This window comes from Kitasatospora cheerisanensis KCTC 2395 (assembly GCF_000696185.1).
Classification (GTDB): domain Bacteria; phylum Actinomycetota; class Actinomycetes; order Streptomycetales; family Streptomycetaceae; genus Kitasatospora; species Kitasatospora cheerisanensis.
The window spans coordinates 7691441-7714444 of the sequence record NZ_KK853997.1 but is presented as its reverse complement, the minus strand read 5'-3'; the positions used below and the strand labels follow the sequence as shown (position 1 = coordinate 7714444).

Below are 23004 nucleotides of genomic sequence, written 5' to 3'. Positions count from 1 at the left end.
GCACGTGGGCGTTGGTGCCGCCGAAGCCGAAGGCGTTGACGCCCGCCCGGGCCGGGCCCTCGTGCGCGGGCCAGTCGACGGCCCGGGTCGGGACCTCGAAGGGCAGCGCGGCCCAGTCGATCGCGTCGGTGGGCTGCTCCAGGTTGATGTGCGGCGGGATCCGGCGGTGCTTGAGCGCGAGCACCGTCTTGATCAGCCCGGCGATGCCGGCGGCGGCCTCGGTGTGCCCGATGTTGGTCTTCACCGAGCCGACGTAGCACTTGGCGCCCGGCTGCCGGCCGATGCCGAGGACCCGTCCGAGCGCCTGCGCCTCGATCGGGTCGCCGACCGGGGTGGAGGTGCCGTGCGCCTCCACGTACTGCAGGCTGCCCGGTTGGATGCCCGCCCGTTCGCAGACCCGCTGGACGAGGGCGACCTGGGCGTCGGCGTTGGGCACCGTGATGCCGTCGGTGCGGCCGTCCTGGTTGACGCCGCTGGCGAGCACCACCGCGTGGATCGGGTCGCCGTCGCGCAGCGCGTCCGACAGCCGCTTGAGGGCGACCACGCCGACGCCCTCGGCGCGCACGTAGCCGTCGGCGGTCGCGTCGAAGGCGCGCGACCTGCCCTCGGCGGACAGGAAGCCGCCCTTGGTCTCGGCGATGGTGTACTGCGGCGCGAGGTGCAGCAGGGTGCCGCCGGCCAGCGCGAGGTCGGTCTCGCCGCGCAGCAGGCTCTGCCGGGCGAGGTCCAGCGCGACCAGCGAGGAGCTGCACGCGGTGTCGATCGAGACGCTGGGGCCGCGGAAGTCGAAGCAGTGCGAGATGCGGTTCGACACCATCGTCATCATGGTGCCGGTCGCGGTGTGCGCGGCCAGGCTCTCGAAGCCGAGGTCGGCGAACTGCAGGATCTTGTAGTCCAGGGTGAACGCGCCGACGAACACGCCGACTTCGCGTCCGGCGAGCCGGCTCGGCAGCTGGCCGCCGTCCTCCAGCGCCTCCCAGGCCACCTCCAGCAGCTTGCGCTGCTGCGGGTCCATGTGTTCGGCCTCGCGCGGGCTGATGCCGAAGAACTCGGGGTCGAACTCGTCGAAGCCGTCGATGTAGCCGCCGCGCCCGCCGATCAGCCGGCCCGGCTTGGCGCGGTCCCGGCTGGCCAGGGTCGCGGTGTCGTAGCGGTCGGCCGGGGTGGGCACGATGCAGTCCCGGCCCTCGATCAGGTTGCGCCAGAAGCCCCGGTGGTCGCGGACGCCGCCGGGAAGCCGGCAGCCGATGCCGATGATCGCGATCCGGTCCTGGGAGTCGTTGGGCGAGTCCGTCATTGTCCAATCCGTGTGTCGTGGCGCCCCGGCAGGGGACGGGAGGGAGGTGGGACGGGACCGGGTCAGCTGGACGATCCGGTGGTGGCGTCGGTGGCGGGGCGCCAGGGGTGCAGCAGGCTGGCGAGCACGCTGGTGGTGGGCGGGAAGCTGGCCGGGTCGCGCAGCCCGACCGCGACCGGGCCGAGCCCGGGCCGCCAGGTGAAGCTGCCGAACAGGTGGTCCCAGATCGCGAGGTCCGCACCGAAGTGCCCGGACTGGGCCGGCTCGGTGCTGTGGTGCAGCCGGTGCTGCTCCGGACTGCCGAACACGTGGTTCAGCCGGCCGATCCGGACGTCGATGTTCGCGTGGGCGAAATAGCCCTGTGCGACCACGAACAGCGTGGCGCAGAAGACGGATTCCCGCGAGAATCCGAGCCAGGCCAGCGCCAGTTGCACGACGGCCTGACCGAGCAGGACGTCGAGCAGGTGGTTGACGCCGTTGTTGGTGACGTTCACCTTGTCCAGCCCGTGGTGGACGCCGTGCAGCCGCCACAGCCAGGGCTGGTGGTGGGACCAGCGGTGGAAGAGGTACTTGGCGAGCGAACCGGTCAGCAGCGCGAGCGGGATCTCCGTCCGCAGCGGGAGCGCCGGGTCGAGCGGCGCCAACCGGGCCACCAGGCTCGCGACCAGCAGCTGGCCGAGCGCCCCGCCGACCATCGTCAGCACGAAGTAGACGCCGTAACAGCGGAGTTCACGCCCGCGCGGGTGCCAGTCGGTCCGGTAGGGGATCAGCCGTTCCAGCGCCCAGAGATAGCCGATGGTGCCGATCTGGAAGAGCACCAGGACGCGGCCGATGTCCCAGTGCTCGTGGACGGTCGCCGCCGCCCCCGAGATTACGGCGAGAAGCAGGAACGGATAGGCGACATGCCGCAGAACAGCCAGAAATCCGACCATCGGACCGACAGATCTTCCTTGGCTCAATGCCGACCCTCCCGATGAATCGTCAGCGAACTGAACGGGAGTCCGATGCTAACCACAGGAAGAGTCGACTTGCGCCACCGACGTGGCACGGTTCAAAGAAGTCTGATGATCAATCAGGTAGCGTTGCCGGCAATTCCCCAGCCGTGACCACCGGCGCCCGCCGCCGACGTGGAGGTGCCATGTCCGTCCCCGTCACCCAACTCCCGCCACTGCACGCCCTGGACCTCCCCGACCCGGGCCCGCCCCGGCCGGCCGCCCTCCACGACGGCACCCCCGTCTGGCTGGTCACCCGCTACCACGACGCCCGCCAGGTCCTCACCGACCCGCGCTTCCGCCGCACCCCGGCGGCGGCTCCCGGCGGCGCCTCCGACGGCCACGACGGCGGGGCGCTTCCGCCGGCCCCGGTGGCGGGGACCGGCCGGGCGGCGCGCTGAACGTGTCCACCGACCCCGCTTCGGTCTACAACCAGGACGGCTCCGACCACCAGCGGCTCCGGCGCACCGTCCAGGGCGCGTTCACGCCCCGGGCCGTCGCCCGGTGGCGCCCCTGGGTGGAGACCGTGGTCGGCCGGCTCCTCGACGACCTCCTGACGGCCGGACCGCCGGCGGACCTGGTCGCCGACCTGACCTCCGTCCTCCCCTTCGCCGTCACCTCACGGCTGATGGGCCTGGACGGCCTCGGCCACGAACGCCTCCAGCAGTGGGCGCACTGCCTGACCGCCGACACGACCGTCCCCGCCGAACAAGTCGCGGCCGGACAGCAGGAGTTCGCCGCCTTCGCGGCCACCCTGCTGGCCGACCGCCGACGGCGGCCCGGCGAGGACCTGGTGAGCCGCCTGGTGCAGGCCGCCGACCTGGCCGGCGGCATCCCCGAGGAACAACTCACCTACCTGGTCGGCGGCCTGGCCGCGAGCGGCAGCGACAGCGTCGCCGGCGCACTCGCCAACGCCCTGCTGTACCTGCTCGGCGAACGCCCCGGCGCCTGGCCCCGACTCGCCGACGAGGAAGCGGCCCGGCACGCCACCGAATGGCTCCTGCACCACATCCAGCTGGGCGACGACGAGTTCACCACCCGTCACGCGGTGGACGCCGCCGAGATCGGCGGCGTCCGCATCCCCGCCGGCGCGACGGTCGCGGTCTGCCTCGGCAGCGCCAACCGCGACCCGGCCCTCTTCCCCGACGGCCTCTCCGCCGACCTCTTCTCCCCGCTCCCCGCCCCCACCCTCGCCTTCGGCGCCGGCCCGCACCACTGCCTCGGCACCTGGCTGGCCCGCACCCAGATCCACACCGCCCTGCACCGCCTCGCCACCCGCCTCCCCACCCTCCGCCTCGCCGCCCCGACACCCCCACCACCTGGCGCCTCCACACCACCACCCGCAGCCCCCGCGCCCTCCCCGTCACCTGGTGACCCCACCGAACCACCACCCCCGACGCCCTCCTGACGGCCCGTCGCCCGCCTCCCCGGCGCCCCGGCCCGTCTCGCCGCCCTCTACGCACGCGCCGGTGCTCGCAGCCGGACCGCCCCGGCAAGTGCCCTGCTGAACAGCCTGCCGCCGCCCGCCCTCCCCGCTTCTCCCCTGAGGACGCGTCAGCCTCTGACCGACACCGCCCCCTCCCTGTGCCGCCCGGATCCGTACCGACGGGCCGTCAGGCGATCGACGCGGCGACGATCGCCGCAGCCGCCAGGTTGCAGCTCGCGGACACCCACACCGCCGGGTGCGGTTCCTTCGACACCAGGATCGCGCCGAGCCGCCCGGGGGTGAGCAGGTCCAGCAGCCAGAACGCGAGCGCCATCATCAGCAGCCCCAGCACACCGAAGCAGAGCGTCGACACCAGGCCCTTGCCGAAGTCGTCGTACGTGGTGCGGATCGCCGTGTACACGATGCCGCCGACGCCGAGCAGCGCCGAACTGAGCAGCAGCGCCGCGTTGCGGTTGCCCTCCGCCCAGATCAGCCGGCCGAGCTTGCCGGGGGTGAGCACGTCGATCAGCAGGTAGCCGAGCAACAGCAGCACCAGGCCGACCAGACCGAAGACGGCCGCCGCGCCGAGGCCGTGGACTATGTCGTTCATCTGCGGGACTCCCCCGTCTTCGGGCAGCCGCGCGGGCCGCGCCATGGTCAAGGATCGGCAAAAGATATCCCATGGCCCTGCAACCCGTCGGCTTCCGAAAGCAATGCTCCGACCTGTGGTCCGACCATCACACCTTCCGCGTACGATGGTCCGCCATGACACCGCCGCCGCCCGCCGTTTCCGCCCCGGACAGCTCGACACCGGACCGCTCGGCACCGGACGCCCGCCGCCGCTCGGGCTTCGTCACGCTGGGCATGGTCGGCACCCTGGCCCTCACCCTCGCGGGCTGCTCCTCCTCCTCGAACAGCGCGCCCAGCCGCTGCGTCGACCCGACCACGCTGAAGGTGCTGGACAGTCACTCCTGCACGTCCGGCGGCTCCGGCGCGGGCCGCTGGTACTACTGCGGGTACGGCACCGACACCGCCAACGGCGGCACCTTCGACAAGGCCGCCACCAAGCGCGGCGGCTTTGGCTGCCCCAAGGGCAGCAGCAGCGGCTCGGGCGGGGGCTGACCCTGATGCGCCGTCACACCATCACCCCGCGGCCCGACTGGCTGGCCACCGTCGAAGCGCAGGGCCTCGTGTACGCGATGTGCTCCGACCCCTGCAACCAAGGCGGCCCGCACCCCTACTGGGACGAGAGCGCCTACTACGAGTTCTCCCTCCCCGAGGTCGAGGCCCTGGAGGAGGTCGTCGAGGAACTCCACGAACTCTCCCTCGCCGCCGCCGACCACGTGGTGCGCACCGGCCGCTTCGCCGACTTCGGCATCACCGACCCGCGGCTCGCCACGGTGGTCGCCGAATCCTGGCGCCGCCGCGACGAACAGCCCAGCGTGTACGGCCGTTTCGACCTCGCCTACGACGGCACCGGGCCCGCCAAGCTCTTCGAGTACAACGCCGACACCCCCACCTCCCTGATCGAGGCCGCCGGGCCGCAGTGGTTCTGGCTGGAGGACCGCTTCCCCGACGCCGACCAGTGGAACTCCCTCCACGAACGCCTGATCGCCTCCTGGCAGCGCCAGAAGCACCTGTTCCCGCCCGGGCCCGTGCACTTCGCGCACTCGCGCGGCGACACCGAGGGCGAGGACTGGCTGACCACCCTCTACCTCCAGGAGTGCGCGGAGCAGGCCGGCCTGCAGACCGTCGGCATCGCCATGGAGGACATCGGCTGGGACGGCCTGACCGGCCGCTTCGTCGACCTCGAACACCGCTTCATCCGCTCCGCGTTCAAGCTCTACCCGTGGGAGTGGCTCGCCGACGACGAGTTCGCCGACCAGCTCCTCGACGTCATCGACCTCGGCGGCGGCACCGGCTCCACCCTGTGGATCGAACCCGCCTGGAAGATGCTGCTGTCCAACAAGGCGCTGCTGGCCGTCCTCTGGGAGCTCAACCCCGGCCACCCCAACCTGCTGCCCGCCTACCTCGACGGCCCGCGCGAACTCGCCGACCCCGACGGCCCCGGCTATGCCGCCAAGCCGCTGCTCGGACGCGAGGGCGCCGGCATCCGCATCGTCGAACCCGACGGCACTCAGACCCGACTCGCCGACTGGGCCGGCGACCCCGACCGCTACGGCGCCGAAGGCCACTGCTACCAGCAGTACCACCCCCTCCCCGACTTCGACGGCAACCGCCCCGTCCTCGGCACCTGGGTCGTCGACAGCGAATCCGCCGGCCTCGGCATCCGCGAAACCGACGACAGCCCCATCACCCACCAGGGCGCCCGCTTCCTCCCCCACCTCATCCGCTGACCCCTCACCCCTACTACCTACTCATCACCCGCCGCGATGGGTATCCCCTACGCATTGATCCACCCGCCGGCCCGGCGCAAAGCTGGTATCCGCTCTCCCCACCCCCTAGCCAGGAGACCCGGATGACCCGCCGCGAACGCTTCCGCCTCTACGCCAGCGAACACTTCACCTCCCTCACCGACCACCCCAACTCCCCCACCCCCGCCGAGGCACCGTCAACCGCCAAACCCGCCGCGCCACCCTCTCCCGCCTCGCCCACCTCCACCACCGCCCCCGCCCCTGACCCCGGCATCCCTGGCGACCCGTCAACCGCCCGCCGGCGCAGCGACAGCCCCCCCACCCCTCATCACCGGGCGATCCCGCTCCTCACCAGAACCCACGACCGGCAACTGACGGCCCACCAGCCCTGGCCACCAGGTGGCCCACCTCCCGCCACCGCCAGCCCCGGTTGCCGCTCCGTGCCCCACCACCGCGCGGCCCACCGCGCGGAGCCGGCTCCTCTGCCACGAGCGGCAGCCCGGTAGCCCACGGCCCGTCAACACAGCCCACCGCTGGACGAAGCCGACCTCCCCGGCGTCACAACCGCCGCCCCGACCTCGCCCACGAGCGACACCTCACGGCCGAAACCCGCCGTCAGTGCCCGCTCCACCACGTCCGGCTTGCGCAGCGACCGCGCCACCGTGCTCGCCCGGCGAAGCCGCTCACCTCACGCGGGCCCCAATCCCGCCTACACCGCCCCGCGACCCGCGACCCGCGCGCGAACTCCTTCCATCGACCACCTCCACGTGCTCCCCACCTGCCGAACGCCGTGCCCAACTGCCCCTTGCTCTCCGCTGCCCAGCCCCCGGAGCAGCTGTCCCGGCCCGCTCTTCCACCCTGCGCCGCCTCCCTCCACCGCCGGGAGCACCACCCCGCAGCCCGCCCTCGTACCTCTCGCGCCACCCCGTCCCGCTCACGGGCTCCAGCACCTGGCCACCAGGGCGACCGCGTACGACCGCCGTCTCCCGTCACCCCTCCTCCAACGCCCGCGCCACCTCCTTCCGACCCACCCCCAACTTCCGCAGCACGCTCGCCACATGGTGCTCAACTGTGCGCGGCGACAGGAACAGCGCCTGCGCGATTCCCTGGTTGCCCACGCCCTGCCCGACCAGCTCCGCCACCTGCCGCTCCCGCGGCGACAGCGCCTCGCCGTATCCCCGCCGCCCGGGCGACGCCGCGCGACCCAAGCCGAGGTCCCGCCGGACGTGCTGGCAGCGCGCCGCGTCGGACGTGGCTCCGAGCGTGCTGAACGTGGCCTCGGCCGAGGCCAACCGCTCGGCCGCGCCCTGCGCATCGGTCTCGGCGAGCGTCCGGGCCAACCACTCCTCTGCACGGGCCGATTCGTACGGACGCCCGATCGCCCGCCACGCATCCCGCGACCGTTCGAACGCCTCGCCCGCGCCGCGGCCGTCCACCCCGTCCAGCAGATAGCCACGCGCCATTTCGAGCCCGGCGTGCGCGGCCGGTGCGTCGACTCCACCGAGCGCCTCGGCCGCCTCCTCGATCAGGTGTCGCGCAGCGTCGATGTCGCCGACCGCCCGCGCAGTCTCGACCGCCACCGGGAGCAGCTCCGCACTCCGCGCCCACGCCCCGGCCTGACGCAGTGTCGCCAGCGCCGGCCTGACCACTGCGGCGGCCGCCTCGCCGCCGTGCTCGGCGAGTTCGAGTGAGCCGAGGCCGGCGGCGGACCGTATCGCGGCCGTGACCTGGGATTCCCGCTCGCCGTACCTGGCCGCACTCGCGAACTCCGTCCGGGCCACCGCCAGCCGTCCCCTCGCGGCGGCCAACCTGCCCAGCAGCATGGCCCGTTCCGCACTGGCCATCGCCACGTCCGGGAACTCGGTGCCCAGGGCGGCGAACCGTTCCTCGAGCCCCTGCCAACGTCCGGCCAGCCCGTCCAGGCGCAGCAGGGCGATCCGGCTGTAGCACTCCAGGTAGGCGATGGCGGCCTGCCGGGCCAGCGCCCGACTCTCGGCGAGCAGTCGGCCGGCGCGCTGGTCGTGGCCGGTGTCGAGGGCGATGTCGCCGACGTTGTACAGGGCGCGGGTGGTCTGCCGGACGACCTCGGGGTTGGTGGCGTCCCGGGGCAACCGGTCCAGCTCGGGCCAGAGTTCGGGGTCTCCGTCGCGTGCTTGGAAGGTCAGCAGGGTGGCCCGGTAGGCGGCGGTGACCTCCTCGTCCGGTTCGATCTCCAGGGCGGCTGCGGCTTTCGCCATGCGTTCGCGCGCGGCGGCGCCGGCACCGTCGCGTTCGTTCATCGCCAGCGCCACCAGTGCCCGCGCGGCCCGGGCGGGACGCTCGGCGAGCTCGTCCGCGGCCCGTTCGATCTGCGCGAACCCGGCCCGGTCGCCGCCCTGGACGGCCACGCGCAAGCCGAGCGTCAGCCGGATCTCGCCGCGGTCGGCGACCGGCAGGCGCGGGTCCGCGATGATGCTCGCCAGCACGGCCGTACCGGCGGTGTCGTCGGCGGCGTTCGCGGCGACCGCCGACAGGGCCCGGGCGGCGCGCACCCGCCGGTCGGGGGCCAGGTCGGTCTCGGCGAGCAGTTCGCGCAGCAGCGGACCGGCCGCCGCCGGGTCACCCTGTTCCGCCGCCTGCCCTGCTGCCGCTTCGGCCAGCTGCTGCCAGCTCTCCCGGTCGCCGAGGGCCCGGGTGTGTGCGGCGATCCGGGCGAGTGGCTGTGGCTCTCGGCCTCGCAGCACGGCGATGGCTCGCCGGTGCATCGCGGCGCGCGCCGGCCCCGGGATCCGCCGGTACGCCACCTGCCGGGCCGACTCCCGACGGAACGCGTACCTGGCCGCAGTGGGCTCCGTCAGCACCCCTGCCCGCAGCGCCTCCACCAACGCGAGGGCCACCCGTTCGGCCGACAGCTGCGCGACCTCGGCGATCACCTCCTCACCGGACGGCTCCGCCAGCACCGCCACCGTCTCCACGACCGCGAGCGCGTCCGGTCCGAGCGCAGCCAGCCGCTCGGCAACCGCGTCCCGCAGGCCGCGCGGCAACTCGGCGGCAGTCAGTGCCCCCACCGGGTCCGGGTGCGGACCGCTGTCCCGCCAGCCCGCCAGGTCCTCCGCCAGTACCGCCGGAAGACCACCCGACCGTTCACCCAGCACGGCCGCCAACTCGGACACCGCCTCGGGCGCCAGCCCCGCACCGCACCCCCGACCGGTGAACTCCCGTATCTCCGCCTCGTCCAGCGGCCCGACCTGAACCAGCCCACCGCTCACCCCCGGCGGACAGCGGTAGGCCACGCCCAGCACCGGCGCGCCGGACTCCGTCTCCTCCGCACGGTAGGTCACCACCAGCGACACGCCCGGCAGCGGATCCCTGGCCAGCAGCAGCAACAGGTCCCGACTGGACCGGTCCGCCCACTGTGCGTCCTCGATCAGCAGCACCACCCCGCCCAGCACGCCGAGCAGTGCCCGCACGCCCTGCACCAGCCGGTACCGCTCCTCGCCACCCCCGAGCGCCTCCGGCAGCCAGGCACCCAAGTCGGGCAGCCACGGCCGAAGCGCGCCCGTACTCGGCGGCAGCTCCCTCGGCTCCGTCCCCTCTGCGAGCAACGCACCGCCGCACCGCAACGCGTCGAGTACCGGCCCGTACGGCGTCGGATCCGCGAGCGGCTGGCAGTGCCCGGTCAGCACCCGCTCCGGCGCCACCGCGGCCTGCGCCAGCGCCTGCCGCACCAGCGCGGACTTGCCGACGCCCGCCTCTCCCTCCACCAGTACCACCGAAGGCGCCGCCCGCAGGGCTGCGACCAGCCGCGCCAGTTCCCGCCGCCGCCCGACGAACCCGGGCACTTCGCCGTTCGTCCTCACCGCGCACCTCCTCCGCACATCCGGTCCGACCGCACCAGCCCGCAGAGAGCACGTCCTCTCCGCGCCGGTCATCATGCCCTGCCTCACGTCCGCCCCGACCAGGCCGGTCCGCCGCGCCTCCTGGCCGCCGGCCGGCCCGCCGCGCCCGTTCCCTCCTCTCACGCCCTTCCTATGCCCTTGCCCAGTCCACTCTGCGCTCTCGCCGGTCGGGCGGGCCCCGCCCTACTCGACGTACCCGAGCCCGGAGCGGCACCGGCCTTCCCGCGACCACCTCGTCCGCCCACCCGCCTCCCGCTCAACGCTGTGACTGGTCTCCTCCACCGCCACCGCCGCCGCCACCGCCACTGCCGCCGTCCCGGATCCTGGCCACGGCCCCACCACCGCCTGCCGTCGCACACTCCGCGCCCGCGGACCCTCCAGCTCGCTCAGCTCACCCAGCACCGACTGCCTCCCTCCGCCGCCTGCCTGTCTCGACCGGCCCACCCCACCTCGCTCCACGCCGTCCGCCCGCCTCGTTGACGCCATCGCTACGCCGACGCCGCCCGCCTTGACACCTCCCGAGCAGCCATGGCCGACCGCGACGTGCGCCCACCACAATCCGCACACGACCGAAACCGCCGTCCCCGCCTGCCCACAAGCCGTCCAGCGCCGGGTTCTCGGGAGGTTTCCGCCGCGCCGTGTTGCGGGCCGGGTGGCTCCCTGGCGAGCATGAAGAGGCTGCGTGTGACCTCACCCCGAGTGACGAGGACAGGTGCTGTCATGACCAACTGGGACTCCCAGGACCCCGAACCCGCCGAGGACGACGGCGTCCTCGAACCGGCCGACTCCCTGCTCACGGACCGGCTCGACGACGACCCGCTCGACACGGGCGTCATCCCCCCGGACGGGTACCACGGCGCGACCGCGTACGGCACGACGCCCGGGGAAGCCGTGCGCGGGGAGTCCCTGGACCAGTTGCTGTCCGAGGAGGAGCCCGACGACGACCCGGAGGCAGTCGACGACCGCTGGGCCGACGGTCCGTCCCCCCGTGCCGGCCGCCTGGTCGAGGACGGCATCGACACCGAGGGCGCCGATGTCGGGCCCGACGGCGGCGCGGCCAGCGCCGAGGAGGCGGCCGTGCACTTGGTCTACCCGGACGAGGACGCCGAGGCTGAGCTCGACGACGCCGCCCCCGACGAGCCGCTCCGCGAGGCGGTCCGGTTCACCGTCATCGACGACTTGGCCGACCGGGTGCCGGACGACGACTACCGCTGACGCCCAGGGCTCCCACCGCCTGTCCCGCTCGCCTCACCTGCTCATCTCCACCTCCAGGTCGACCACCAGCAGCTGTGGACCACTCTCGTCCACCTCCGTCACCACAGCCCCGTCCGGTGCCCACGCGGCACTGCCTCCGCAGCCCGTCCACGGCCCGGCCGTGCCGACGTGATTGGCCAGCACCACATGCATCCCGGTCGCCTTGGCGATCGCCGGATGCACCGTCCGCCGCTCCTCCCGACCGCCCTCGGTGCCGTACAGCGAGCTCGCGAGGTGCACCTGGCAGCCCAGTGCCGCGTTTCGCGCCGACACCTCGGGGAAGTGGTTGTCGAAGCAGATGGCCAGCGAGTAGCCCACCCCGTCCAGCCAGAACCGGCCGCCACCACTGCCGGCCGTGAAAACCTCCTGCTCGTTCTCGTACAGGTGCTCCTTCGCGTAGGTCGCCACCACCGCCCCGTCAGGCCCGTACACGCTGCTGACGATCTGCGGCCGGTCCGCCGGCCCTGCGGCGACTCCGTTGACCGCCACCGCGAGGCCGAGCCCCCGCAGTGGCGCGAGCCGTGCATCGTCCGGTGCCGTCCACAGCCGGTGGTCCGCCGAGATCATGTCGAGCTCGTATCCCGTCAGGCACAGCTCCGGGCCGAACACCACAGCCGCGCCGGCCTCCCGTGCCTCCTGCGCCAACGCCGCCAGCTGCCGGACGTTCGCCTCCACATCTCCCGGCGCGCACTCGAACTGAGCCGCCGCCACCCGAACCTGCCCCACGCTGATATCCCCTTCCGTCCATGTACTTGTCGCGCCATCGCCTGACGTACCGTCACTTCGCCCGTACCGCCTGGGATCCGCGATCCGGCCGGCCCGCTGCCAGCACGCCTCTGACGCCAGCTCCTGTCGAACTGCCTGCGGAATGCCAGAGCCACGTGCATCAGCCCCGGTCGAGGACGGTTCGACTGACACCGTAGGGTGTCGGGCCATGACCGCTGACAGGAGCGCCCCGCCCGGTTCCTGGCCCGGGGTTCACGAACGGCTCGCAGAACTGGCTGCGGCCGATCCTCTCCTGCGCCGCTTCGGAGCCGACTCACACCGGTACGTCCTGCGACCACCGCTGTCCGAGTCCGCGGTGACATCGTTCGAGACCCGGCACCGCATCACGCTTCCCCGCTCATACCGCACCTTCCTGCTCGATGCCGCCGACGGCGGCGCAGGTCCGGCCCACGGCCTGCTGGGCCTGACCGAGCTTCCCCCGGATGACGAGGCCCTGTTCGACCTGAAGGCCGACTCGCTCGCACCGGGATTCCTCGCCTCACCTTTCCGGTACCTCACCTCGCAGCCCGGGCCCAGCACCGCCACTGACACTGGCTACGACCTGGCCGGCAGCCTCCCGATCGGCGAGGCCGGCTGCGGGATCTTCTCCCGCCTGGTGATCACCGGCCCCTGCGCCGGCCAGGTCTGGACCGACGACCAGGTCTGGAGCGGCCTCGCCCCAGGACCCGACTTCCGCGTCTGGTACACCGCCTGGCTCGACGCCTATCAACGGTCCGGCACCTGATCCCCCTCCGTTTTTCCTCATCCCGCTGCGTCTTCCAGGAGCGTCCAAATGCCTCCGTCCACCTTTCCTGAGACCGTCCTGCGCACCGACCGTCTGGTACTGCGACCGTTCACCGCGGACGACGTGGCCGACACCCAGCGCGCGTGTTCGGACGAGCTGACTCAGCGATGGCTTCCGCTTCCCAGTCCGCACACCCTCGACCACGCGTCCTCCTGGTGCACCGAGATCTCCCATCACCTGCGTACCTCGGGCGATGGCATCCACTTCGCCATCACCGACGCGGCCACCGGCCAACTCCTCGGCACCGTCGGCCTCAAGAAGACCGACTGGCCGGCCCTCGTCAGTGAGGTGGGCTACTGGATCGCTCCGTGGGCCCGTGGCCGAGGCACAGCCGCTGAAGCAGCCCGGACCGTCGGTGAGTGGCTACTGCGTCAGCAGAGCTTCCAGCGGCTGGTGCTGTTCGCCGCCACCGGCAACACCGCTTCCCAGCGGGTTGCGGAGAAGGCCGGGTTCCAACGCGAGGGCCTCCTGCGGAATGCCGGCTACATCCACGGGGGCAGGGTCGACCTGTTCGGCTACTCCCTCATTCCCGCCGACCTGAACGGCACCTGACGGCCCGCCAACCGCTCGGCAGCGCCCCGGGGCCACATCCGCCGCGTCATGGTCGTATCGCCTTCCGCAATCGTCCGAACGCGGTCGACATCGGCTGGTTCGGCAGAAAGGCCGTGATCTGCTCGGCGCACTCACGGGGTGAGTACGTTCCGCTGTCACACTCGAGGTCGTAATCGCCGTGGCGGTGCACCAGATCGGCCTGGTAAGCGGCCACGCCCGGCGGCCGGTCTGCCCGGGCCGCCTCACGCCGCATCAGCTCCGCTACGTCACATCGGATCCCGACGAAGAGAACCTGATAGGGACTGAGCACGTCCAGGCAGTCGGCCAACCGCCACGGTTCGCTCAACACGTGGTCGACCACCAGGTTGTTGCCGACATCCGCCATCGCAGCGATTGACCGGTGGAATCCCATCCTGGTCCGCTTCAGTGCCTCGTCGAGCTCAGCCGGCTCCATCGCCCGCTTGGTGCGCATGGCGTTGAACATGTCGACGCCGACGTGGAACCAGACCTCATCGTCGAGGATGTCCAGCAACTCGCGCGCGATACTCGACTTCCCCGAACTCGACGTCCCGTTGAGGAAGATGATGCGCCCTGCTGTCTCACCCATGTGATCACCCGCTCCGCTCGCTGCCTTTGATCTGCTTCTTCGACGGTCAGGCCCTGGCCGCCCTACCCTTTCAGCTTCGGCGTATCAGGAACCTGACACTGAACCACAGGCTCACGAACCCCAGCACGTTTCCCACTGCGGTAAGCCTCGCCAGATCGCCGCTCGTCACCTGGCCCAGTATCAGGAAGGCTGCGGCCAGCATCAGCGCGAAGTACACCGCGTTCAAGGCGAACGCCACGCCGGCCCGGCCGATCTGTTCCAGATAGGTCAGCAGCGCCAGAGTTCCGCCGAACAGCGCCAGAGTCGGCCCGGTCCACGCGAAGTACTCGGCTGCCACCGCAGCCGCTGCCCGCTCGCTGGTCAACGCCTCGGCTATCGAGTCTCTGAACAGAAAGACAATCGCGCCGACCACCAGATAAGGCGGAAGCGAGAGCCTCACAACGGCCGTCAGGCCCGCCAGATTGACGCCTCGTCGATTCTCGTCAGGCCGCAGCGTCACCGCGATCGCGGTGCCGGAGCCGATCGCCATCGCGATCACCATCAGCAGCGACGTCGCCATCTGACCGAGACTGAATCCGGCGACCTCCGTCGGCCCCGCTGCCCGAAGCACCCTCAAGTATCCGAATGTGGCGGTGGAGAGGAGCAGGAACGTGGCCGCCACCGGCGCACCGAGCTGCCACGCCGCCCCCACGGCCTGCCGGTCCCCTCGCAGCGCCGGCCACCGAAGGCCCTTCCGCCTCAGCACTGCCGCGGTGAGAACCCCGACGATCACTGTGGCCGGCAGGCTCCCGACCGGCACGGCGAGCGCTCCGAGGCCGGCGGCCCCGTGCAGGACGACCGTGCCTCCGACAGAGAGAGCCGTGAACGTGAGCCCGAGCCAGGCAGCAGCCCCCGCGTGCCCGAGCCCCCGTAGGATGCCTGCCCCCAGGTACGGCGCCAGGCCGACGGCGCTGCTCATCGATGTGGCGGCCACAAAGACCACCACCGACTGGCGTTCACCCGGGGCCACCCCCAAGGCCGTCAGCACCGGCCCGGAGGCCACCACCAAAACGACCGTCTGAAGCAGCAGCAGGCCTCCGCCGATGGCGAAGAACGTCGGAACAGGCCTGAGAGCGTCGCCGTGCCGCCCTGACCGCGATGCCAGGCCGGCCGCGACCTGTGCAGCGACCACCAGTCCCTCGGTCACTGCCAGCGTGAGATAGCCGATCGGCGTGTAGACGGAGCGAATGTAGAGCGCCTCACCGCCCAACCGCCCCAGGAACGCCACCGTCCAGCCCTGGAGGACCAATCCGGCCGCGAGACCGACCAGAATCGACCCGGCCAACCGCATGGCCGGCGCGGCCAGCGCGTGCGCACCCGACCTCCGATCCGGTGACTCTGTCACAATTCCTGTCGTCAAAGCCATCTCCCGATTCTTCCAACAGTCGAGCCGTCGACCGCCGTGGACGTCGATGCGGCCGACCGTAGCGAGGATCCTCAGACAATTCAACATTTAAATTTCCACCTCCTTCGCAGAATCTTGCGAGCGTCCAGCCCAAGGTGAGTTGCCACAAGTCGGGCGGCTCGCATGATTTTCCGACGAACCCGACCCGATCGTCTCATTCCCCTCGGGAATTCAAAGTCACGGTAGAAAAATGGCCTTCGCTCGAATCGTCGGCGAATCCGACGGTCGCACTCCTCGCCGGCGCCCCTCGCCTCACGCCACACCCACCTGCGGATCGCTCCGGCCACCACCGCAAGCTCCCGCCGCTGTCAACGCGCCACTCGTTGGGGGGCATTGGGCAGCACAGCCCGATGCCTGCACCGCTCGGCCCGCGTTGAGTCTTGTGGCGTCGGCCGGCTCGCACTGCCGACCGTCGCGTCCGACCAGTTCAACGGAGGTAGCCCATGTCCACCACCAGTGTCTTCGCCGTCGAAGGGATGAGCTGCGGCCACTGCGAGCGCACCGTCACCGCAGGGCTGAACGCGCTGCCCGACATCACCGACGTCATCGCCGACGCACGGGCCGGCCGGGTCACCATCGAGTCGGCCCAGCCCCTGGACGACGAGCAGGTCCGCGCTGCCGTCACCAGGGCCGGCTTCGCCCTCGGTAGCCGCATCTGACCCCGACGGGACATCTGTAGCGCTAGCGGCCGACGCCCACCTGCGCCGGCCTGCTGCTCAAGCCACTCATTGGCCGACACCTCCTCTCGGTTTCGCCACCGCCACGGCCTTTCTACCGCCCCCGGATCCACGCCAACCTCATTGATGGCCAATAATTCTGGATCCACTCTTCCGGGTCATTTCATGTAACGCGCCTCGGGTCGCGGACAACCGAACCGACTGAGTCCCGCTTGGCCGAGCTCAGCCTGCATCCACCTCACCGCTCCATGCCGCAATCACGAAACGCCCCCGGGGATCCCACCACCCGGGCTGGCCCACTTCACGCCGCCGAAATCGGCAGTCTCTCGGTATCGGATGGCACCCCGCAAAAATTCCCCGAAAAATACTTTGCGGGCATCCCATCGATCTCTCTAAGCTTCGGACCACTGACGGTGGATCAGCTCTACCGCACGCACCGCCTTACCGAGAGGAGGCCCCTGCGATGGTTCCGATAGTTCATCTACGCCCCCGGGCGCATCCGATCACGCACGCGACCTGCTGACCCGCCATCACTCGGAGGTCAGCACGAAGCGCAACGATCGGACTCGCCTCCCCAACTGCTCTGCCACGGAGGCACTGTGATCTTCCGTCCGATCGTTCCCCAAGAGCTCGAAGCCGTCCTGGCTTGGATGCGGCCCGACCCGTCCACCACGATCTCCACTGAAGCCGTCCACACCCGGCTCGCCGACGGCGAGTATCGGCCTGAGTGGATCTGGATCGCGGAGGCGGCGCCCGGCCGCGAGCCGTTGGCGCTTGCCATCTGGTGGGGCATGCCCGGCGACGCCCGACCCCGCAGCCTGGATGCCCTGTTCGCCTCTGGCTCTCCATCGGCCCTCACCGATCCTGAGGCGCGGGGAAACACGGCATCCCCGAAGCTCGGCGATCCCCGCACCGCAGTCGCTGCGGCGCTGCTCACCGCCGCTCACCAGGTCTTCGCCGCGGGGTGTCTCGCACTACCGCCCGACTACCACCTGTTTCTGCCGGCGAACTGGCGCGACCGACCCGAGGCCGCGGCTGCGGTGGAGTGGCGCCGCACGGCGGCGAAGGCGGCCGGTCTCCGCGTCGCCACCGAACGGGTCCGCTTCGAGTGGACCGCCGAACGGCCCGTGCCGACCTTGTCCTCCCGGCTGATGTTCGATCCGGAGCCCAACGACGAGGTCTTCGTCGATCTCTTTCGGCAGGCCCTGCCCGGGAGCCTGGATGCCACCAGCACCAGGGAGGCGTTGCTCCTCGGGCCGGAGGAACAGGCCCGGAACGATGTCGCCTTCTACCACCACGACATGCTCGGTGAGCGCTCCTGGTGGCGGGTGGCTCGAACGGCCACGGGGCAGGTCGTCGGCTTCGGAATACCCTCGCGCAACTCCGCCGCCCCGGTGGTGGGTTACCTCGGAGTCCTCCCCGAGTTCCGCGGGCGGGGCTTCGTGGCCGAGATCCTCGCCGAGGTGACGCGGATCCTCGCTTCCGAGGCGAAGGAGACGGGAATCCGCGCCGATACGGACCTCACCAATCACCCCATGATCGCCGCCTTCGAACTGGTCGGCTACCGCCAGACAGCGCGCCGACTCGTTCTCTCCGCCAGCTGATCAGCCGGCCTGCACGACCGGTTCCAACGCGCCCGACAACCGCCATTGGCTGGACGGTCTGCCCTCACCACCGCCTCCAGCAGCCCGTCCAGCCAATGCCCTCCAGCCCAATACCTCGCTCACTGCCCTCGACTCGTCCCGGAGAGGAGCTCGCCATCAAGTACGACTTCCTGCACAGCGGCCCGCAGGGCCCGCCGTCCACCTCAGCTCAACGAGAACGCCCCTGCCGGTGGCGGCGGCGAATCCTCGGCGGTCGCGTCCGTGACCGGCTCTGCCGCCTGTTCCGGCGACTCCGTCAGCCTCGCGGGGAAGGGGTCGGCAGCGAGCAGTCGACTCAACTCCCCTGCGGGCAACGGCTCGTCGGATCCGATCAGCAGTACGTTCCCGTAGCGCCGGCCACGCAGCACGCTGGGCTCGGCCACCAGGCATACGTGGTCGAAGACGGCAGAGACCGTCGCCACCTGGGCCTTGGCGAATGCCAGGGGCGGACCGTCCGCGAGGTTCGCCGCGTAGCAGCCACCGGGCCGGAGCGTGGCGGCAGCCAGCCGGACGAACTCGACGCTGGTGAGGTGCGCCGGCGTCCGGGAGCCGCGGAACACATCGGCCACCACGATGTCGAAGGTCCCCGGTGTCATGGATTCGAGGGCAGACCGGGCGTCACCGACCACCACGTCGATACCGAACGGCCACGGCAGGTGCTCCGCGACGAACTCGGTCAACGGCCCGTCGACCTCGACCACTTGCTGCCGCGATCCCGGCCGGGTCCACGCCAAGTAGCGGGGCAGGGTGAGCGCGCCGCCGCCGAGATGCAGGACGTCGAGCGGCTCTCCAGGGGCAGCAACCACGTCCAGCAGATGAGCGATCCGCTGGACGTACTCGAACTCGAGGTGGGTGGGGTCCTGGAGATCGACATACGACTGCGGAGTGCCGTCGAGCGTGAGCAGCCAACCGCCCTCTTCGTCGATGTCGGGCATCAACTTGGCTACCCCGAGCGCCACCTCGCGTTCGGCGGGGCGCGGGTCCGGCAAGTCGGCGGCCGGACCGGTCATCGGGCAACCCTCCGGAACGTGACGGAGCGGAGAACGATCGACGAAGGGTCAGCCATGCGGGCAGCTTAGGCCCCACCAGGGCAGTCTTCCCAAACGGAGCCGACTACCGACCGGTATGGTCGCGAAAGCACTACCACCTCGGGGCGGTCCGTGGTGGGCGCAGCAGAGCAGAGAGTGGGTGTGGCTGAAGTGGAGTTCCGCGAAGACATCCTGGGTGCCCCGTACGAGGCGACGGAGCTCCCGCTGATCCCGGACGAGGAGGGAGAAGTCAGTGCCACGCTTGTCCGCAGGCTGGTTTCGGGTTCCCGCCAGGCGGTGCTGTACCTGCACGGCTACACCGACTACTTCTTCCAGACCCACCTGGCCGACCACTTCACCACCGCCGGCTACTCCTTCTACGCCCTGGATCTGCGGAAGTACGGCCGATCGCTTCGGCCGCACCAGTCCCCCAACTTCGTCACGGACCTTGCCGCGTACGACGAGGAACTGGACGAGGCGGTCCGGGTGATCCGGGAGCTCGACGGCCACACCCGGGTCCTGGTGAACGGGCACTCCACCGGCGGGCTGGTGGCGGCCCTGTGGGCGGCGCGTCGCAGGGGGCGCGGTCTGGTCGACGGCCTGTTCCTGAACAGCCCGTTCCTGTCGATGCCCGCCGCACCCGCGGTTCGCACCATCGGGGCTCCGGCCCTCAGCGCCCTCGGCCGGGCCCTCCCGACCCGGAAGCTGCCGGCGCCGCTCAACCCGCACTACGTCCACAGTCTTCACCAGGATCATCGCGGGAGCTGGAACTTCGACCTCACGCTGAAGCCGGCCGAAGGCTTCCCGCTGTACGCGGGCTGGCTGGCGGCGATCCAGCGCGGGCACCGAACGGTCCGGCGCGGGCTCTCCGTCGACTGTCCGATCCTGATGATGGCCTCCACCGCTTCCACCGTGACCAGCCGATGGGATCCCGCGCTGATGCACACCGACGCGGTCCTGCGAGCCGACGACATCGCCGCCCTCGCTCCACGCCTCGGTCGACATGTCACCACCATCCGTGTCGAAGGTGGCGTCCACGACCTGGTCCTGTCCGCCGAGCCGGTCCGGGCACGGGTGTTCGACGAGCTCGACCGCTGGCTCACCACCTACTTCCCAGCTCCCTGACCGGACCTCTTCCGCACGGCCGGGGCATCCGACCGGCCCAGCCCCGGCGGTGCTACCGCCAACGCCCCGGCACGGCCCACCACTCGCCCAAGGGGAGCCCGAACGCCGATCCTTCGAAGGAGGCCACTGCTGATGAACAGTCATGTCCGCGCCTGGCGGGCGTTCCCAGCCACGCGCGTTCCCACCCGCCGCTGATCCAGCACCGCTTCAGTTCTGCGAACGCTGCCGCTTGCGGCGGCTCGTGAGAGCCCTCGGTGTTCCCGCACCCCCGCGAAGCACCGACACCACACCGACTCCCGCCGCACTGACCGGGACGGCCAACAGCGCGCCGATGATTCCGGCGATCCCGGCACCGGCGACCACCGCAATCATGATCGTCGCCGGGTGGAGCTCGACGGTCCGGCTCTGGATGAGCGGTTGAAGGACGTGGCCTTCGATCACCTGCACCGCCAGTACCACCCCCAGTGCCCAGAGGGCGGTACTGAGACCGCCGTCCGCCAGGGCCACAAGTACCGCAGCCGTTCCCGAGAGAAAGGCACCGACGAAAGGAATGTAGGCACCCATGAAAACCAGTGCGCCCAATCCGGCCGCTCCGGGAACACCGAGGAGCAGCAGTCCGATGAAGATGAATGTCGCATCGATCAGTGCGATCAGCGTGGTGCCGCGCATGAAACCGGCCATCGCCGCGAAGGCCTGCTGACCGCACGCGATCACCGTGTCGGAGTGCTTGCCCGGCATCATCTCGTGAATGGCGTCAGCGAACCGGTGGCCGTCGCGCAGGAAGAAGAAGACCAGCGCGAGGGCCAACACTCCTCCGGTCAGCAGTTGGGTGACCAGACCGAGCCCGGACAGCACCCCGCTGGCAAGGGAGTCCACCAGGTTGCTGCCTGATCCGGAGCTCTGCTGGAGCGCGTACTGGATCTTGCCGCCGAGCGGCCCGAGCCACGAAGCGATCCGGTCACCGGCCTGCTGGAGACCGGAGGCGATCTGCGGAGCGCTGTGCACCAGCGAGTTGACGAGCAGTGCAATCCCGCCGGTGACGGCCAGCACCAGGGTGGCGCAGGTCAGACCGGCTGCCGCGCCGCGGCTGACGCCCCGGTTCACCAGCCATGGCATGACCGGATGGAGCAGGGCGGTGGCGAGCAGCGCGATCACCATCGGAATGGTCGCCGCCCTGAGTTCCACGACCACGAACACCACGAATCCGGCAACACCGAGAAACAGAATCACCGCCGCCGACCAGGCCGCAGCCGCACGAATGGGTGGCGGCAGCATCAGGTCCGGTCTCCGATCGTCCGGCACTACAGATTGGGTGGCCACCACCGCACCGCCGGTTCCCGACGCCCCCTCAGCACCTATGGAGGTGTTCCCACTTGATGCAGCCCGCTCGCCGGGCGCCCGCGTCCCAACCCAAGGAACGCTGCCGCTCCCGCCGGCTTCTCCGCCGCCGACAGGACCGCCCGCCCGCTCTCCGCTGGCCTCACCGGCTGCGGCACCTTCCGCCGGACCGGCACCTCGGCCACCGCGTCGTGCGCGATCGGCTGAGCCCGAATCGCCCGCACTGTCACCCGCTCCCGCAGTCGACGGACCGTCGCTGGAGTGACTCACATCAGGCGGCTCCGAGCCCCTCGCAGCGCTGCCCTCGTCCCTGCGTTTGCTGTCGGACGGCACCGGTGGCTCGGATGGCTCGGGTGGCTCGTTCGACTCGCGTGGATCCGGGGAGTCCTCCCGTGCCACCGCCACCACCTCCGCCGCCGACGCGCCGCAATGATCGTCCTATTTCAGCACATAACGGACACCTCGATGGCCAGCCACCCTCGCCACGGCGCGCCCCCAAGGTCGCCAAACGGACCGTCAACCTGCCCGGCCCGCGCTACTCCAGGCCCAGCCGCCTACAACCTCCGACGACTCCCAGCCCCGACGCCGCACCAGCGTCGGCCGACAGATTGGAGACCCTGTGACCCCGCCCGCCCTCACCCTCGCCGCAAGGACGTTCAGTCGAGCCGTCGCCACCGCACGGCAGACCACACGCAGACACCTCGGCCGGTGGCTCGCTCGCGCGAACGCCGCCAACGGCATGTCGCGGGGCTCACCCGATCCGACGGGCCGCACCGTGACCAACCGAACCACCACCGCCGCCGCACCGTCGGCGACAGGTCGTCCCCGTCACCCCGGCAAGGCCCAGTACCTGGCGGCCGGGCCTCCGTCCTGCAAAGGTGCAACAGGCCCTGGCCGGCTCGAAGGTCACCACATCCTCCAGGCACCGCACGGCCTCGACACCGCACCGACCCAAGGCCGACCCCTCCCCACGCGACCGTCCCGCCGGCGAAGGTCAGGGGCGGTGCTGGTCGATCGTCCGGCGCAGCAGGGCCACGCGGTTCGAGGTGAGCGAGTCGACGCCGAGGTCGAGCATCCGTCGCATCGTCCTGCGCAGGTCGACGGTCCAGGTGGCAAGGGCCAGGCCGGCATCGTGGACGCTCGCCACCAGACGCTCGTCGACCAGGCCGAAGGGAGGATTGAGGTAGTGGGGCCGCAGCTCTTCCAGCAAGCGCTGCTTGGGCAGCTGCAGCCGGTTCCAGGTCAGCGAGATCTCCGCCCCCGGGGCGATTTCCCGCACCGCGAGCATCGCAGCGACGGAGCCGCAGAACGCGACCCGGTCGGTCAGTCCGAGCTCGCTGACGGTCCGCCAGGTCGCGGCGGCGGGGCGAGCATCGTCCAGGTCGATCAGCAACTGCCGGCCGTCGGTCTCCGCGACGGCCGCGAGCGCCTCGGCGAGGGTGGGGATCCGCAGGCCGGGCTGGGCCAGTTCGGCGAGCTGTTCGGAGGTGACGCGGTTGATCGGGCGCGGGTCGTTCCAGAGCCGTTCCAGGGTCTGGTCGTGGAGCAGCACCGGCACGCCGTCACGGGTGAGTTGGACGTCGACCTCGACGGCGTCCGCCCCCGCCGCGAGGGCGGCGCTGACCGCCGGCAGGGTGTTCTCGCGGTGCTGGTACGGGTCGCCTCGGTGGGCAACGGCGCGCACGCGGCTCTTCAACGGGGTCGTCCTCTCGCACAGTCGGGCAACTCACACCACGGACCGCCTCGCCAGCGGTTGGCCGCAGAACTCCGCATCCTAGGCGGCTCCCGGTCGACCCTG

Annotated in this window: 20 protein-coding genes; 10 read left to right on the top strand and 10 right to left on the bottom strand. The window is 71.1% G+C overall.

The window, feature by feature from the left end; translation table 11 throughout:
* Both KCH_RS34710 and KCH_RS34705 read right to left on the bottom strand, forming a co-directional pair.
* Positions 1-1297: type I polyketide synthase (locus tag KCH_RS34710; protein WP_035869936.1), on the bottom strand; the 1297-nt coding region annotated here is incomplete at its 3' end.
* A 62-nt stretch (positions 1298-1359) separates the two neighbouring features.
* Positions 1360-2229: a sterol desaturase family protein gene (locus KCH_RS34705; RefSeq protein WP_035869932.1), complete on the bottom strand. Its 870-nt coding sequence runs from the start codon at positions 2227-2229 to the stop codon at positions 1360-1362.
* Between the two features lie 206 nt (positions 2230-2435).
* On the opposite strand from KCH_RS34705, the gene KCH_RS46895 reads away from it, so the two are divergent.
* The gene (locus KCH_RS46895; protein ID WP_244305570.1) at positions 2436-2690 is read left to right on the top strand and encodes a hypothetical protein; all 255 of its coding nucleotides are present in this window, start codon (positions 2436-2438) and stop codon (positions 2688-2690) included.
* Positions 2691-2692: 2 nt separating this feature from the next.
* Complete coding sequence (locus KCH_RS46315; RefSeq protein WP_341865456.1) at positions 2693-3697, top strand: cytochrome P450; 1005 nt, start codon at positions 2693-2695, stop codon at positions 3695-3697.
* A 205-nt stretch (positions 3698-3902) separates the two neighbouring features.
* On the opposite strand, the gene KCH_RS34695 is transcribed toward KCH_RS46315, so the two are convergent.
* Positions 3903-4325, bottom strand: coding sequence for a DUF350 domain-containing protein (locus KCH_RS34695; protein WP_035869930.1), 423 nt, complete (start codon positions 4323-4325; stop codon positions 3903-3905).
* 155 nt (positions 4326-4480) lie between these two features.
* Here KCH_RS34695 and KCH_RS38815 point away from each other — a divergent pair, with 155 nt between their 5' ends.
* Together KCH_RS38815 and KCH_RS34685 are read left to right on the top strand one after the other, a co-directional pair.
* Positions 4481-4837: a hypothetical protein gene (locus KCH_RS38815; protein WP_244305569.1), complete on the top strand. Its 357-nt coding sequence runs from the start codon at positions 4481-4483 to the stop codon at positions 4835-4837.
* A 5-nt stretch (positions 4838-4842) separates the two neighbouring features.
* Positions 4843-6072, top strand: a complete 1230-nt coding sequence (locus KCH_RS34685) for a glutathionylspermidine synthase family protein (protein ID WP_035869925.1) — start codon at positions 4843-4845, stop codon at positions 6070-6072.
* Between the two features lie 1007 nt (positions 6073-7079).
* Here the strand turns inward: KCH_RS34685 and KCH_RS34675 are convergent.
* Positions 7080-9929, bottom strand: coding sequence for an ATP-binding protein (locus KCH_RS34675; RefSeq protein ID WP_167574176.1), 2850 nt, complete (start codon positions 9927-9929; stop codon positions 7080-7082).
* 759 nt (positions 9930-10688) lie between these two features.
* Between KCH_RS34675 and KCH_RS34670 the strand changes: the two genes are divergently transcribed.
* Entirely contained in the window at positions 10689-11183 is a 495-nt protein-coding gene (locus KCH_RS34670) for a DUF5709 domain-containing protein (protein WP_035869913.1), read from the top strand.
* Positions 11184-11216: 33 nt separating this feature from the next.
* Here KCH_RS34670 and KCH_RS34665 read toward each other — a convergent pair whose 3' ends face one another.
* Complete coding sequence (locus KCH_RS34665; protein WP_035869909.1) at positions 11217-11948, bottom strand: carbon-nitrogen hydrolase family protein; 732 nt, start codon at positions 11946-11948, stop codon at positions 11217-11219.
* Positions 11949-12303: 355 nt separating this feature from the next.
* Here KCH_RS34665 and KCH_RS34660 point away from each other — a divergent pair, with 355 nt between their 5' ends.
* Positions 12304-12732: an SMI1/KNR4 family protein gene (locus tag KCH_RS34660; protein WP_244305568.1), complete on the top strand. Its 429-nt coding sequence runs from the start codon at positions 12304-12306 to the stop codon at positions 12730-12732.
* Between the two features lie 48 nt (positions 12733-12780).
* Positions 12781-13344, top strand: a complete 564-nt coding sequence (locus tag KCH_RS34655) for a GNAT family N-acetyltransferase (protein WP_035869901.1) — start codon at positions 12781-12783, stop codon at positions 13342-13344.
* 46 nt (positions 13345-13390) lie between these two features.
* On the opposite strand, the gene KCH_RS34650 is transcribed toward KCH_RS34655, so the two are convergent.
* Both KCH_RS34650 and KCH_RS34645 read right to left on the bottom strand, forming a co-directional pair.
* Positions 13391-13951, bottom strand: coding sequence for a chloramphenicol phosphotransferase CPT family protein (locus KCH_RS34650; RefSeq protein ID WP_035869897.1), 561 nt, complete (start codon positions 13949-13951; stop codon positions 13391-13393).
* 70 nt (positions 13952-14021) lie between these two features.
* Complete coding sequence (locus KCH_RS34645; protein ID WP_157032327.1) at positions 14022-15356, bottom strand: MATE family efflux transporter; 1335 nt, start codon at positions 15354-15356, stop codon at positions 14022-14024.
* Positions 15357-15838: 482 nt separating this feature from the next.
* Here KCH_RS34645 and KCH_RS34640 point away from each other — a divergent pair, with 482 nt between their 5' ends.
* Both KCH_RS34640 and KCH_RS34635 read left to right on the top strand, forming a co-directional pair.
* Positions 15839-16054, top strand: coding sequence for a heavy-metal-associated domain-containing protein (locus tag KCH_RS34640; protein WP_035869890.1), 216 nt, complete (start codon positions 15839-15841; stop codon positions 16052-16054).
* A 617-nt stretch (positions 16055-16671) separates the two neighbouring features.
* Positions 16672-17676: a GNAT family N-acetyltransferase gene (locus KCH_RS34635; RefSeq protein WP_051653769.1), complete on the top strand. Its 1005-nt coding sequence runs from the start codon at positions 16672-16674 to the stop codon at positions 17674-17676.
* A gap of 203 nt (positions 17677-17879) precedes the next feature.
* Here KCH_RS34635 and KCH_RS34630 read toward each other — a convergent pair whose 3' ends face one another.
* Entirely contained in the window at positions 17880-18725 is an 846-nt protein-coding gene (locus KCH_RS34630) for a spermidine synthase (RefSeq protein WP_051653768.1), read from the bottom strand.
* Positions 18726-18914: 189 nt separating this feature from the next.
* Between KCH_RS34630 and KCH_RS34625 the strand changes: the two genes are divergently transcribed.
* The gene (locus tag KCH_RS34625) at positions 18915-19868 is read left to right on the top strand and encodes an alpha/beta hydrolase (RefSeq protein ID WP_051653767.1); all 954 of its coding nucleotides are present in this window, start codon (positions 18915-18917) and stop codon (positions 19866-19868) included.
* A 207-nt stretch (positions 19869-20075) separates the two neighbouring features.
* Here the strand turns inward: KCH_RS34625 and KCH_RS34620 are convergent, their stop codons facing one another.
* Both KCH_RS34620 and KCH_RS34615 read right to left on the bottom strand, forming a co-directional pair.
* Complete coding sequence (locus tag KCH_RS34620; protein ID WP_244305567.1) at positions 20076-21188, bottom strand: AI-2E family transporter; 1113 nt, start codon at positions 21186-21188, stop codon at positions 20076-20078.
* A 1012-nt stretch (positions 21189-22200) separates the two neighbouring features.
* The gene (locus tag KCH_RS34615; RefSeq protein ID WP_157032326.1) at positions 22201-22902 is read right to left on the bottom strand and encodes a glycerophosphodiester phosphodiesterase; all 702 of its coding nucleotides are present in this window, start codon (positions 22900-22902) and stop codon (positions 22201-22203) included.
* Positions 22903-23004 lie beyond the last annotated feature (102 nt).